Source organism: Tumebacillus sp. BK434, from assembly GCF_004340785.1.
In the GTDB taxonomy this organism is placed as follows: domain Bacteria; phylum Bacillota; class Bacilli; order Tumebacillales; family Tumebacillaceae; genus Tumebacillus_A.
Genome location: NZ_SLXS01000005.1, coordinates 262613 through 275628 on the forward strand (window position 1 = coordinate 262613; position 13016 = coordinate 275628).

Below are 13016 nucleotides of genomic sequence, written 5' to 3' on the forward strand. Positions count from 1 at the left end.
TCGTCAACAGTTTAAACATCTCGATTCACCTCCTTTCAGTGGAGTCAGCTTTCCATTACCCAGCCAGCTTTTTCCCTGTCAACACGCCGATCAAATCTGAAATGCTACCGATGTGACCAAGCTCGATCACATAACCTTCCACATTGATCAACACAAAGAACGGAACATTTCGAATATTGTAGTTCTCCATCAAGGAGTTGCTGCGAATCAATGAAACACCGGCCGGAACCAGCTTGTCCGGCGCCCCCAAATCTTCAGGAGCTGCTACCACCACCCGCAAATCTGGATCGTGCTTGTGTAACTCGAACAGTTGCTGGATGATGGTCTGACAGATGTGGCAGGTGTCATACGTAAACAAGATCAGCGTGCGATTGCCGTTGTGCTTGTTGAGCGTCACGATCTCGCCGCGATGATCCGCTTCGCTGAACAATGGCGCTTTGCTGCCAAGCACTACCGAGACGGCTTCCCCATGCTGCGGGGACTGGATCTGAAAGCGCTTCATAAACTGTGAGACAGCCCGTGCCATCGTAAAGAATAAGATGATCTGCACGACGACAGCGACCCACAGCATCACATTGGAGACTAACAAAAACGTGATCACCGCGTTACCCCCTTTTCCAGAAAGTGTGTATCTCTTTCCCGATCTCCTGTGTCTCCATCCAACCGATCCATAAGAAGATCGCCATCACCGAACCAGCCAGGATAAACAATGCCTTCAAATTTAACATCATCGCGATGCCGCCCCCTTCAAGCCATGCGTCCGCGCTTCCCAGCGCTGGGTTCACTGCGTACACGGCAGCTGCCATCGCGATCAGACATGCGTTTCGCAACACAAGCAGCTTGGAAAGTTGATGATTCCCCGCAGCGCCGCCGCATCCGCAGCTGATCTCCGTGCGCCCGCGCGCCAAGTTGATCACGATCGCGATGGTATAGAGCAGAAGCAGCCCGGCCCCTGCCAGCGCCCCTGCTCTTTGAAAAAGTCCAGTAACAAGCAAGACGCTCAAAGCGAGTTCCACACACACTTCTCCTTTCGCGAAAGGCGCCGCCAAGCGATCCGGGAGAATCTGATAGTCTTTCACGATCCCGATGTGCTCTCCCATCTTTTTCAGCTTCGACCAGGCAGTGGAGAAAAACAGAAGTGCGAGAAGCAGGCGAAGAAACAACACCACCTCTTCCATCCCGATAACTCCTTTCATACCCGGTCTTTCATCTGCCGATAGTACTTCACGAGGGAGCGCAGTGGCCGTTGCACGCGATGCACGATTCCGTTGGAGTCAATCATGAAGACGAATGGCGAGCCTTCGATCCCCAGTCGGTGGTCGAGATGGCCCGGATACGGCTGCAAAGGTACGCGTCCTGCGAAAGTATCGAGAAAAACCCGCAGATTATGTTCGTCAATATTTTCATGCTGGTAGTAACAAACGAACGGCACGGCATCATACTCATTCGCTTTCAACCAGTCGATCAATTCCGACTCGCACACCGAACAGTCGGGAGAAGCCAGCATCACGAGAGCCGGGCGTTGTTGCACATGCTCCGGCAACGGCAACACCACCTGAAAATTCACGCCAATCATTGGATGTTGCAAGCCACCTTTGTGAATCTCTTCCGGCAAGCTCGCAACTTCTGCTTGCAGTTGGGGAAGCGATTTCTGAAGTTGGAACAACATGATCACCGAGAAGCCACATAAAAGAAATACGATTATAACATCCAACACGATCACCTTTAACGATTTGTCATAATATTATTGTATCCAGTAAATTACAACACGACAATAGTACTTTCGTTATATTATTAAAAATACAGTACTCAAAAAGACTATCCATTCACACTTCGATCTCGATCCATCTCTGACCACGCGGATCTCTGTAGGATAAACAATGTGGAAAGAATTCGGGAGCCATTCTTTAAGACAAAAGGACAAGCTCATCCTGAGCCTGTCCTTCTATAGATGTCAAAAGAGGAAAAGAATGCAACTGACGCCTGTAGAGTAGAGACCTCAGCATGCAACCTAAACAGGGTGCTTATTTCCCTGTTCACAAAACAGGGGTCTTGTCCATTGGAGTTCGAGGGCGTTTGTATGCAATCTGCAATCGCAACCGATTATTGATTTCATCTCCTGATCCTATTTCGGTGAACAACTGTCATGCAAAATCTTCTTCCGTCAGATCCAGATTGACACTCATAGCCGTTCGGCTGCCGTCGGCCGCGGCAAAAATCAATTGGGAAGGAGCCATGTACGAAGCATCTCCAGCAGCATAGACGCCAAGGATTGAAGTTCTTCCCTTTTCATCCGTTCTGATCCCGCCCGACTCTGTCCTTTCACAACCCAAACGCTCTCCAAACGGTGCGCTTTGTACAAATGTAGGCATTACGAAGCCAGCAGACCTCGGAATTTGAGTCCCATCCGCAAAGCGAACCTGCTCAAGCTTCCCGTTTTGACCAAGAAACGCCGCAACAGGTTGCTCCATCACCAGGACCCCCTTTGCTTGAAGTTGGTTTTTTTGTTCGTCTGACAGGGTCGCCTGACCGTTCGTGCATACGACCAAATCTTTGCTCCAATTCAAGAGCAGTTTGGTCATATGAAAAACGGTCGGAGATTCGGACACAACGACAAGCGGTTGATCCCGCAGTTCCCAGCCATCGCAATAAGGGCAATTGAACAAGCTCTTTCCATAGAGCGGATAAAAGCCTTCGATCTCAGGAAATCGCTCCTTTACGCCCATTGCCAAGATCACTTTTCTTGCTCGAACACGATCGCCTGACGAAAGGAGTACCTCGAATTGAGATTCGATTTTTTCAATGGAAACAGCCTCAATTTGCAAATGATCGACAGTCGAATATTGACCGATCTCCTGATACGCGATGCGGCGAAACTCGGTTGGCGTTACGCCGTCTCGCGTAATGAAGCCGTGAGACGCATGCGTGACTGCATTTCTAGGCTGATTGTTGTCGATCAAAGCTACATTTCGCCTTGCCCGGCCAAGCACGAGGGCAGCGTTCAACCCGGCAGGACCTCCACCAAGAATGGCACAATCATACATCATGATTTCATCTCCCTTACGATTGATATTACAGACCCATTATATCCATGATTAGAGCAAAAAAACGCTTTATTACGTATCGAACGGTCACCCCCTTCCATATCTTGTGATACATCACAATTTCGATTGCTTTTGAGCCAGATCGATCAATTTCGTATTTTTAAGATGCAACTCCATTTTCTCTTCCGCTTCCTTCATGACAGCTTGGATGAGACATTCTTCACCGTGGACAAAATCACATTCAAATAAAGAGGCGCTTCCCTCGATGGCGTGAATAATTTCCAAAAACGTAATGTCGTCTTTTTGGCGGGACAACCGATAGCCGCCGTTAGCGCCGGAAACCGATTCGATCATTCCTGCCTTCACAAGCCTCGTTAGAATTTTGGAAAGATAAGTAGGTGAAATGCCTTGGGATTCTGCTAACTGTTGAACGCCGACCAGCTTGGCTGGAGAAGCGGAAACGAGCGTGAGCATGGAATGCAGAGCATAATTCGTCGCTTTCGTAAATCTCATCGTTGCACCTCAATTAAAGACTTATTGGGTCTATAATATCCTCGATATTTCGATGGTGTCAAGTTTTTGATTACATGATCAGCACTTTTCTGTATCGAAATCGTCCAACGCTACACCAGAACAGATAGTGCCCTACACTGTGTAGGAAGGAGAAACGGAGGGAATTCCTTTAAAAAGCCTCCCACAACAGCAGATCCACACAAGACAACAGGACAAGCCATTTTGTGCGCTAGTCTTTTTATTTCGTTCGTTCTGCTAGTTGAATAAAGCCAGCTAGGATAACGGATATACTTTTGATATACTTAGTCGATAAAGAACAAGAGGAGATTATATGGGAAAAATAGTATCTAGAGGATTGCTAGCTTTATATGTTGTGATACTAACCTGGTTAGTGTTATTCAAATTATCATTCCATATTTCGTCAGTACTCGATTATCACCATAGAAGCCTTAACTTGGTTCCATTTGCTGCTCCCTCAATGGTAGATGGCAGCATTAATTTCGGAGAAATGATATTTAATGTAGTATTCTTCATTCCTTTGGGTTTGCTTCTGAATGTCAACTTCAAAAAAATTGGATTTTTACCTAAGTTTTATTTCGTACTGCTTTTTAGCATTACTGCTGAATTGATTCAATATATCTTCGCTATTGGAGCGACAGATATAACAGATGTACTTACAAATACTGTTGGGGGCCTGCTTGGACTGACATTCTATAGTTTCATAAATAAGTATATTGATCATAAAAAAATAGACTTAGTCATTATTTCCGTCGGCATACTTTTGCTCGTGTTATTTATCTCGATGGAAGCTAGTCATCTTTTCAACCGAAGGCTCCTAAGATAACCTTTTGTGCGAAACTTATAGAAAAGGCAAGCAACCACTGATTCCCGCCAGTTGCTTGCCTTTTTAGTTAGTCGGCTTCACGCCAGCAAAACGTCCTCCGTCGTCTTGAAATGCAGTTTCGCCACGTTGACGAGTGCATCCTTACCGTGTTCTTTGACGTAGGACTTCCCCGCTTGGATTACGAGTGAGGACGCACCTTTAGGCAGCGTGAGGCCGTATTGCTTTTTAGCCCCATTGCTCCACTTCAGCAGTGCATCACGCACCAGAATCGAAGCGGCGGCGACCGCGAGAAATACATCAACGACAAACTGAAGACCAGGGGCAAGGGGGATCCAAAGTTGGTTACCGTAGAAAGAAGATTGGCGACCTTTCATTACTGATGTGGATTACCCTAGTTTCAGTATAAATTCTTCAACCTCATGATTGCGTGAATTGGAAAACCCCTTGTCCTCGCCGCAAATTTGGAACCCACATTTTTCTAAGACCCGAATCGAAGCGATGTTGTCCTTTGCCGCACGGGCATAAATGGGTCGTGCTTTTACGTGATCCAAGAGCTCGGATAACGCCTTTGTGGCAATACCTTTGCCCCAGTATTCTTTTCCCAACCAGTAGGTGACTTCCAGTTGACCGAATTGTTCAAAACATGAAACACTGCCTGCCACATGACCAGCGTAGACGATGGTTTTGTTCGTGATTGTCTTGTCGCCCAATATCTTACTCCAATGGGCATCGAATGCCTTCCGATCCGATGGGTCCTTGGCTGTGAAGGCTGCCATATAATTGGCAGTCGGATCCAGTTGATTCTCGTAAAACAGGGCTAGATCCGTTTCGATCACATCCCGCAGTCGGACGTTGTGTGCTGAATTATTGTTCATTTTAGGTCACATGCTCCTTAACAAATCAGATTCACTTACTCGATTCAGAATCAAGCTATCGACATTTTTGCTGAATGTCTTCGGTTGTCTTGAAATGTAGTTTCGATACCTCACGAAGTGCTTCCGTCCCTTTGGCTTGTACAAACGCTCGGCCCGCCTTGATCACCAATGAGGATGCACCTTTCGGGAACTCAATGCCGAGCTCTGCCTTCACCTCTTTGTGCCAGCGCAGGAAGGCGTCACGCGCCAGAATGGAGGCTGCGGCCACGGCGAGATTTTGTTCCGCTTTTGGGACGAGGACGAGTTGGATGGTCGGGTCGAGCTTCTTCAGACGATTCTCGATCAGGGTCTCGTTGGCGAACTTATCCACGACGACGAGTTTCACCGACTGGATCTCGACCAGCTTTTCGATCACCGAACTATGCGCCCAGGACAAGAGGAAGTTGAGATTCTTGCCTTGGGATTGGAACTTCTCATACAGCTCGTTATATTTAGCAGGCTTCAGATGCAGGACTTTGTATCTCCCATAACAAATCTTCTTAATCTCCGCCGCCAGCCCCGGAATCTTCGCATCTGTAATCTTCTTGCTGTCATCCACCCCCAGCGACTGCAGCAACGGCACCGCTTCCGGATCAACGATCACCCCTGCCGTCACCAAGCCACCAAAAAAGTCCCCCTTCCCGCTCTCATCCGTCCCAATCCACGGCTCATCGTATGAAACAACGACCTCCGGATGCTGCTTGGCCGGTTTTGCTGCCTTTACTGCTTTCGCAGCAGCAGGCGCTCCCCCCTGCATCTCCGCCATCAGGTCCTCCAGTGCCGCCTTCGCCGCGTTCTCCCCGCCTTGGGAGACGAGCTTCAGCCCCTTTTTGCCAAAATACACATTGAGCTGCGCCGTTGTACTGCCCTTGCGCACTTTAAACTGCCGCCCATAAGGTATCTCTTTCTGCTCCAGGATCTCCAGCCCGTGCGCCACGCAGAGTGCTTCGGTTTGCTCACAGGCGGTTGCTAAGTTGTGTGGTACCACAGGGTCGTCCTCCTTTGCGTCTGTCATAGTATATACCATTTTCGCTAAAACTCGATGGTTTCCCCTTCTCGTTAAATAAGATAGAATAGAGGCTAGAATAGAGGAGGTGTGCAGCATGACCTGGTTTTACGTGATTTTGGGGTTTCATCTGCTCGCAGTCGTGACGAAGCTCGGCGTGCTGTTCTATATACCGGCGCTGAAAGACGTTGCACAGATTCAGAGATTTCTCGGCAAGTACAAGATGATCGATCGCTATGCCAACTACTCGCTGTGGCTGTCCGGCCTCGGCATGGTTGCCGTCACGTCGATCCAACTGCTGTTCCAGATGTGGCTGCTCGTGTCCATGCTGCTCTACACGCTGATCTTCTACATCATCAAGCGCGTCGTCATGGGCCGCATGGAGAAGATCATCGCGTCGAACAAAGTATATGCCCGCGACGAGATTCGCACGCTGAAGGTGGAAAATTACTGCGTGATCGTCGTCTCCGTCGGCCTGTTCCTCGCCATCGGCGGGCTGATGATGACCAAACCGTTTTAACAAGAAGAGTCCCCGCCGCCTGGCAGGGACTCTTTTTATTCGCTAGCGGGTCTTTTTCGAAAACCCGCGCATCGATTTGGTGATGTTCTTCCATTTCTGCTTCTCCGCCGCTTGAGCACGCGCATCGTCCTTGCGGGCGAGATACGCCAGTTCACGCTGCATTTTGACGAAGTTGTTGTAGCGCCCTTTGTCGAGCGACCCGTCATGCAAGGCAGCTTTCACCGCACAGCCCGGTTCGCTGTTGTGGCCGCAGTCGCCGAAGCGGCACGACTCGGCCAGCTCCATGACGTCGGCAAAGGAATCGCTGAACCCTTCGTCCGCTTCCCACAACTGCAATTCCCGCATTCCCGGCGTGTCGATCAGCAGGCCGCCTTGGGGCAGCGCGATCATCTCGCGGTGGGTCGTGGTGTGCTTGCCGCGGTCGTCGCCTTCGCGCACCTCTTGCACGAGCTGCACGTCACGGCCGACGAGACGGTTGGTCAAAGTGGACTTGCCAACACCCGACGATCCGAGCAGCGCCACCGTCTGGCCTTCGCCCACGTACGGCAACAGCTCCTCGATCCCTTCGTTCATCACCGAAGAGGTCACGTGGATCGGCACGCCGATCGCCACGCTCTCCACCTGCGCGACTTTCTCTTCGACATCGTCGCAGAGGTCGGCCTTGGAGAGGATGATCACCGGGTTCGCTCCGCTCTCCCACGCCATGATCAAGTAGCGTTCGATGCGGCGCACGTTGAAGTCGTTGTTCAGCGCGTTGACGAGGAACACCGTGTCGACGTTGGAAGCTACGATCTGCTCCTCGGTCGTGTTCCCTGCGATCTTGCGGGAGAACTTGCTCTTGCGCGGCAAAACGGCATGAATCGTCGCCTTGCCTTCTTCCGGACGCACGCTCATCACTACGAAGTCGCCCACCGCCGGGAAGTCTTCCCGCCCGTTGGTCTGGAAGCGGAACTTGCCCGACACGTCGGCCAGCAGGTCGCCGTTCTCGGTGTAGACGCGGTAGAGATGCTTGTGCTCCAGCGCGATGCGGCCGATCGTGTCACCTTGGCCGTCATACGCTGCGAAAGATTCTTGGAAAAAGGGCTTGAAGCCCATCGTTTGCAAATTAAAAGTCAATGTGGATTCCTCCTGGAATAGTTGATCGGATTCGAAATTTGAATGCGATCACGGAGAAATCCCCTCTTTCTGCGAATGAATACAGCTGTCTTAAAGGAGGATCTCCGTGACCTCACTTGCAACGACATGGTTGGATACACTCTGCATTTTTACCATATAACATCACTCCTTTAAGAAACTTACTTGCATTATAGCAACTTCCAAGTATTCCTACAAGCCCAAGTAAAAAGGCAGATGCGCCTGCCGTTGTTCGGCGCATCTGCCTCTGAATTTGCGGCTACCCGTTGATCGTTTTCAACACTTCGAACAGCTCGTCGTTTTCCGGCTGTTCCCCAATCGGGTGCACGTCGATGAAACGGATCACGCCTGCTTTGTCGATGATGAACAAAGCGCGCTCCGACATGCCTTCATCGCGCAAGACGCCGTACTTGGTGGCGACTTCGCCATGCGGGTAAAAGTCGGAACACAGCGGGTACGAGATCCCGCCGACCGAACGCTGCCACGCCTCATGACTGGGGATGCTGTCGACGCTGATACCCAGAACCTGGGTATGATGCTCTTCAAAACGGGACAGATCGTCCTCGTAAGAAGGCATTTGCGCGCCTCAGACCGGGGTCCAGTCGAGGGGGTAGAAGGCGATAAACACATTCTTCCCACGGTAGTCGGACAGCTTTACCGTACGGTCGCCATGAGCTTTCAACTCAAAATCCGGAGCCGCGTCGCCGACTTTCAGCGTCTTGGTCTCTGTTGCGCCTTTTGGCATACCGATCCCTCCTTCCTGTCTTCAAACTGCTCACACTCTATCGTTCAAAACTGCTCGGTGGTTGGATCACCATCTGTCAGTATGGCCCGCCGCACCGGCACTTATGCTTAGCTGTACTGTGGGATCAGACGCTTGCGCTTGTTGACGTGCTTGTCGGCGCCGAGCGCGGCCACCGCGCCGTCGGCCGCGGCGATCACCGCCTGCTTGAGCGGAGTCTTGCGCGCATCTCCGCCGGCAAAAACGCCTTCGACGCTGGTCTGCAGGTTGAAGTCGACTTCGATGTAGCCTTCCTCGTCGCGCTTCAGCGTATCACCGACAAAGTCGGTCGCCGGCTTGTTGCCCGCGACGTAGAGGAAAACGCCGTGCACCTCGAATCGCTCCGTCTCGCCGCCCTCTTTTTCCACCAGCAGTCCTTCCAGCTTGCCGTCTTCTTCGCCGAGGATTTCTTTCACGCGGTGTGAGAAGAGCACTTCGATGTTGTTTTGCCCGTCGAGGTCATCCAGATTGGCTTGTCCGGACAGCTTCTTGCCAGGGATCAGGAACAGGACTTTTTGGGCAAATTGGGCGATCGTCGACGCTTCCGACACCGCTTCTTCGTTGTCCCCGACCACGGCGACGGTGCGGCCTTCGAAGAACGCGGCATCACAGGTCGTGCAGTACGACACGCCGCGCCCCGCAAATTCGTCCTCGCCTTTCAGCTTCTTGGTCCGGCCGCGGGCGCCGACGGCGACGAAGATCGATTTCGTTTTGATCGTGCCTTCGGGGAGCACGACTTCTTTGGTCTCCCCGTCGACGTTCAGGCTCTGCACGTTGCCGCGCACGAACGTGGCGCCGTACTCTTTGGCTTGGCGTCGGATGCGGTCGACCAGTTCGAGGCCGGTCAGCTCTTCCTGCACACCCGGGTAGTTGGCGATTTTGTGCGTGATCGCCAAAGCGCCAGACGCCGGGCCTTTGTCGACGACGAGGACTTTCAGCTTGCCGCGCGCCGCATAGACGGCGGCCGATGCGCCGGCCGGGCCGGAGCCGATGCAGACGAGGTCGTACGTCTGGTCGTACATCGCCGGGTCGAGGTCGGTGAAGATCGCCTCCTGCGCCGCTTGCTCCGCTTCGATGCCCGCTTTGTCGCCGCCTGCGACCTGCGCGGTTTGGAGCATCTCTTCGGTCACGCCGAGGATCTGCTTCATCTTGTTCGGACGATAGCCGATGACCGATTGCTCGTCGATAAAGGTGACCGGTGTCGAGAAGATGCCTTTTTCATGCAGGTCGTTAAAATACGCCTTGTTCTCGATGACGTTGCGCTCTTCGTATGTGAAGCCCCATTCTGTCAGCTCTTTTTTGATCTTGGCGCAGTAGTTGCAGCCTGTCGATGTATAGACCACGATCTTCGGCACTTTAGGTTCCTCCCTTTGGTTTGGTACAGATACGCATATCATGCCCCGAAACATATAAAAACAGGACTGCTAGAGCAGTCCTGCCTGTTGCATCATTTTGTAGATCAGCGCAGCCGCTTCGCCGCGGTCGGTCACCGCTTTCGGACGAAGGTAGCCGTCGGAGCCGATCATGATTCCGGCAGCCGATAAGGTGTTGACCTTATCAACAGCCCACGTCTCGATCTCCTTCGCGTCTTTGAAGGGGATCGGCGTGCCGCCAGTGGGTAGCTTTTGCTTGTATTTCAGCGCGTTGTAAATCATCACCGCGATCTGGTTGCGGTCGACGAACGCATCCGGAGCGAACGTCCCCGCGCCTGTGCCGCTGGCGAGGCCGGCATTGACGGCAGCACCGACTTTTTTCTCATACCAGGCGCCCGCCTTCACATCGCGAAACGGCGTGTTGGAGACCGCATCCGGGATGCCCAGCGCATTGACGATCAACGTTGCCGCCTGCGCCCGGGTCAGTTGGGCCGCCGGGGCAAAATGGTCTTTGTCCAGACCTTGGACGATCCCTTTGGTCGCCAGTGTTTCGATCATCGAACGCCCCCAGTGGTTGGCGATGTCCGGGAAGGTGACGACCGTCGGCACGGGCGGCTTGTCCTTGTAGGTGCGCGCCGCGTAGACCACTTGCAGGTCGTTCAAGTATACCGTGCCGTTCATTGCGCCCGTCTGGTTCTCCGCGATCAGGTCGAGGTAGTCGAGCTTGAGCGGGAACGTCGCGTTCGCCGGGAACTTCAAGGTGACGTACTTCCAGCCGCTCCAGTCGATGCGCACGCTATTCGCCGACTGGATCAGCGTGCCGTCTCCTTTCTCGAAGGAGCCGATCAGCTTCAGCCCGGAGTTATCGCCGTACACCCACAGGCCCACTCCGACCGGATTGACGGCCGCGTTGTCCGTGTTCGCCGGGAGCGAGAGCGTGTTCGCCGGGTAGAAGACGAACTGCTTGAGCCCGGAACCGGCAGCAAACCGGTAGTTGACCGCCGTCGAAGCGGTATACGGTGCCCGGAACTGCGCGGTGCTGGTGGTCAGCGTGCCGACATCGCCCCAGCGGTCGGTGCGCTTCCAGAGCGCTGCGTTGTCGAGCTTCTCGACCGTCTTTTGCACATAGCCGATGTAGACGCTGGCGCTGGCCGACTTCGTGCCGATCTTGGCGGTGACGGTGGTCATGCCGTTGCCCGAGGTCTGGGACGCTGTGAACGTGCCGTTGACGACGGTGCCGTACGTCGAGTTGGACGAGCTCCACGTGAGCAGCTCCGGTTTCAAGGTGATTGTCTCGCCTGCCACCGTCCCTTTGGCGGTAAAGGTGTAGGTCTCGCCGCCGCCGAGATCGATCACGTTCGGAGTCAGGGTCAGCCCATCAACGCTGCTGTAAACGGTGACCGGAATCTCCGTCTTCGCTGCCGGATTGGCTGTCGAGGCGGCGATGATCTTGCCGGTGCCGCCCGTCTTCCCGGCGAGGAAGAGGCCGTTTTGCGTGATGTTGCCGAGCGTAGACGGCTCGATGGAGAAGGTCACCGCTTCGCCTGGCAGCGGGTTGTAGAACTCATCGAGCACGGAGTATTTCTTCGTGAGCTGTTTCTGCTCGCCGATGAACACGTTCAGCGTTTCGCCCCAGTTGGTGACGTTGGCCGGCGCGCCCGGCTGCGAGGTGCTGTAGATGAACAGGCCGTTCGCCACGCGGCGCTCGCGGCCGTCCGACGGGACGTTGGTGACGGTGGCCTGCGTGTCGCCAGGCTGGCGCACCACCATCTCCGTCGACCCGCCGCCGTCGAGCAGCATGGCATTGGCGAGGCCGCGCGATTTCATATAGTTCGCCGTCTGCACATAGGTCAGGCCGATCGAAGCGGAAGACCGCCCGTCGACGACGAGTTGCAGCATGCGCTTGCCGTCTGCCGTCACGCCGACGCCGGTGATCGGGCCACGGTAAGAGGACGAATTGGGCAGCGGCTGATTGGGGTCGGCATAATACTGCCCGTCTTTGAGCAGGATCGGACCGCCGCCGATCGCGTATTTCAAGTTGGTGCTTGCCGGCGTCGTGCCGTACGCCAAGTTGAGCAGATCGCCTTTTTGCAGGTTGGCGGTGACGAAGCCGATCGGGCCGCTGCCTTGGGCGACCAGTTTCACATAGCCCTGCGGCGGCGCTTCGGTCACCGTCTTCATCGGGTCGATCGAAGTGACTTTGTAGCTGTAGTCCGGCTGCTTCTGCAAGGTGACGATCGTCGCATTCGAGACCATCTCCCAGTAGCCGAGCTCCGGCGTGAGCAGCACCATGTCGTTCGGATAGGTGACCGGGTGCCCGTTTAATGCTTTGATCCCATACGTTTTGCCATTGCTTGCCGTAACGGTGCCATTGAAAGCGTATTTGCCGATGATGACTTCATCGTTGAAGCCGATGCCGAGCACGGCCGTCTGGTTGGGGTGGTGCAGCAACTGCCCGTCTTGCACCGACATCCCCAGCGCCATGCCCGAAGATTCCGACTCGAAAAAATCGCCGTTGACGCCTGCGACCGCTCCCGTGCGGCGCGCCATGCCGGAGACCGTCTCGTTGGTCTGGTTCTCCAGCTTATCCCCTGACATCACCGTCTTCACTTCCACGTTCGGATCGGTCAGGTTCACCCATGTTTCGTGCAAGACGATCGGTCCGCTCTTCGTGTCGTAGTTGATCGTCTGGTATGTGACGCCTTTGGTCACGATGACCTGCTTGCTCTCCGTCTTGGACACGATCTCCGGCCAGGAGTAGATCTGATCGGCCGGCGCGGCAAACGCGCCGCTGGTCGTGCCGAAGATCATCGAGAGCCCGAGCAGCATCGCGTGCGCCTTCTTCAACCCTTGCTTGATCTTCACCGCATTCCCTCTCCTATCAACC

The 13016-nt window shown here is 53.8% G+C and carries 14 protein-coding genes; 2 read left to right on the forward strand and 12 right to left on the reverse strand.

The annotated features are described in order from the left end of the window. Positions 1 to 55: 55 nt before the first annotated feature. The 5 genes from EV586_RS14940 to EV586_RS14960 form a co-directional block, all read right to left on the reverse strand. Positions 56 to 601 carry a TlpA family protein disulfide reductase gene (locus tag EV586_RS14940; RefSeq protein WP_132945918.1) on the reverse strand — a complete coding sequence of 182 codons (546 nt, stop codon included), beginning with the start codon at positions 599 to 601 and terminating at the stop codon, positions 56 to 58. 4 nt (positions 602 to 605) lie between these two features. Then, positions 606 to 1178: a MauE/DoxX family redox-associated membrane protein gene (locus EV586_RS14945; RefSeq protein WP_165898625.1), complete on the reverse strand. Its 573-nt coding sequence runs from the start codon at positions 1176 to 1178 to the stop codon at positions 606 to 608. Positions 1179 to 1192: 14 nt separating this feature from the next. Continuing rightward, positions 1193 to 1675: a hypothetical protein gene (locus tag EV586_RS14950; RefSeq protein ID WP_132945920.1), complete on the reverse strand. Its 483-nt coding sequence runs from the start codon at positions 1673 to 1675 to the stop codon at positions 1193 to 1195. Between the two features lie 469 nt (positions 1676 to 2144). Further along, complete coding sequence (locus tag EV586_RS14955; RefSeq protein ID WP_132945921.1) at positions 2145 to 3047, reverse strand: NAD(P)/FAD-dependent oxidoreductase; 903 nt, start codon at positions 3045 to 3047, stop codon at positions 2145 to 2147. A 111-nt stretch (positions 3048 to 3158) separates the two neighbouring features. Further along, complete coding sequence (locus EV586_RS14960) at positions 3159 to 3557, reverse strand: Rrf2 family transcriptional regulator (RefSeq protein ID WP_132945922.1); 399 nt, start codon at positions 3555 to 3557, stop codon at positions 3159 to 3161. Between the two features lie 331 nt (positions 3558 to 3888). Here EV586_RS14960 and EV586_RS14965 point away from each other — a divergent pair, with 331 nt between their 5' ends. Further along, a complete protein-coding gene (locus EV586_RS14965) occupies positions 3889 to 4401 on the forward strand; it encodes a VanZ family protein (protein ID WP_132945923.1) in 513 nt (170 codons plus the stop codon). Between the two features lie 77 nt (positions 4402 to 4478). Here EV586_RS14965 and EV586_RS14970 read toward each other — a convergent pair whose 3' ends face one another. The 3 genes from EV586_RS14970 to rnhC are packed head-to-tail and all read right to left on the reverse strand — an operon-like array spanning position 4479 to position 6303. Next, positions 4479 to 4775 (reverse strand): ribonuclease H family protein, encoded by a 297-nt coding sequence (locus EV586_RS14970; RefSeq protein ID WP_132945924.1) that lies wholly within the window; start codon positions 4773 to 4775, stop codon positions 4479 to 4481. Positions 4776 to 4787: 12 nt separating this feature from the next. Then, positions 4788 to 5276 (reverse strand): GNAT family N-acetyltransferase, encoded by a 489-nt coding sequence (locus EV586_RS14975; RefSeq protein WP_132945925.1) that lies wholly within the window; start codon positions 5274 to 5276, stop codon positions 4788 to 4790. Positions 5277 to 5331: 55 nt separating this feature from the next. Next, positions 5332 to 6303 carry a ribonuclease HIII gene (rnhC, locus tag EV586_RS14980; RefSeq protein WP_165898626.1) on the reverse strand — a complete coding sequence of 324 codons (972 nt, stop codon included), beginning with the start codon at positions 6301 to 6303 and terminating at the stop codon, positions 5332 to 5334. Positions 6304 to 6418: 115 nt separating this feature from the next. Here rnhC and EV586_RS14985 point away from each other — a divergent pair, with 115 nt between their 5' ends. Beyond that, the gene (locus EV586_RS14985; protein WP_132945927.1) at positions 6419 to 6841 is read left to right on the forward strand and encodes a hypothetical protein; all 423 of its coding nucleotides are present in this window, start codon (positions 6419 to 6421) and stop codon (positions 6839 to 6841) included. 42 nt (positions 6842 to 6883) lie between these two features. Here EV586_RS14985 and rsgA read toward each other — a convergent pair whose 3' ends face one another. The 4 genes from rsgA to EV586_RS15005 form a co-directional block, all read right to left on the reverse strand. After that, complete coding sequence (gene rsgA, locus EV586_RS14990) at positions 6884 to 7936, reverse strand: ribosome small subunit-dependent GTPase A (RefSeq protein WP_132945958.1); 1053 nt, start codon at positions 7934 to 7936, stop codon at positions 6884 to 6886. Positions 7937 to 8234: 298 nt separating this feature from the next. Then, positions 8235 to 8720, reverse strand: coding sequence for a peroxiredoxin (locus tag EV586_RS14995; RefSeq protein ID WP_132945928.1), 486 nt, complete (start codon positions 8718 to 8720; stop codon positions 8235 to 8237). Between the two features lie 107 nt (positions 8721 to 8827). Then, on the reverse strand, positions 8828 to 10111 hold the full coding sequence (locus EV586_RS15000) for an FAD-dependent oxidoreductase (RefSeq protein ID WP_243653049.1): 1284 nt from the start codon (positions 10109 to 10111) through the stop codon (positions 8828 to 8830). 69 nt (positions 10112 to 10180) lie between these two features. Next, complete coding sequence (locus EV586_RS15005) at positions 10181 to 12994, reverse strand: phosphodiester glycosidase family protein (RefSeq protein ID WP_132945930.1); 2814 nt, start codon at positions 12992 to 12994, stop codon at positions 10181 to 10183. Positions 12995 to 13016 lie beyond the last annotated feature (22 nt).

Excerpts from the sequence above, each read along its gene's own strand:
- EV586_RS14945 (WP_165898625.1), bottom strand. The coding sequence starts at position 1,178 with ATGGAAGAGGTGGTGTTGTTTCTTCGCCTGCTTCTCGCACTTCTGTTT.
- EV586_RS14955 (WP_132945921.1), bottom strand. The coding sequence starts at position 3,047 with ATGATGTATGATTGTGCCATTCTTGGTGGAGGTCCTGCCGGGTTGAAC.
- EV586_RS14960 (WP_132945922.1), bottom strand. The coding sequence starts at position 3,557 with ATGAGATTTACGAAAGCGACGAATTATGCTCTGCATTCCATGCTCACG.
- EV586_RS14965 (WP_132945923.1), top strand. The coding sequence starts at position 3,889 with ATGGGAAAAATAGTATCTAGAGGATTGCTAGCTTTATATGTTGTGATA.
- EV586_RS14970 (WP_132945924.1), bottom strand. The coding sequence starts at position 4,775 with ATGAAAGGTCGCCAATCTTCTTTCTACGGTAACCAACTTTGGATCCCC.
- EV586_RS14975 (WP_132945925.1), bottom strand. The coding sequence starts at position 5,276 with ATGAACAATAATTCAGCACACAACGTCCGACTGCGGGATGTGATCGAA.
- EV586_RS14985 (WP_132945927.1), top strand. The coding sequence starts at position 6,419 with ATGACCTGGTTTTACGTGATTTTGGGGTTTCATCTGCTCGCAGTCGTG.
- rsgA (WP_132945958.1), bottom strand. The coding sequence starts at position 7,936 with ATGGGCTTCAAGCCCTTTTTCCAAGAATCTTTCGCAGCGTATGACGGC.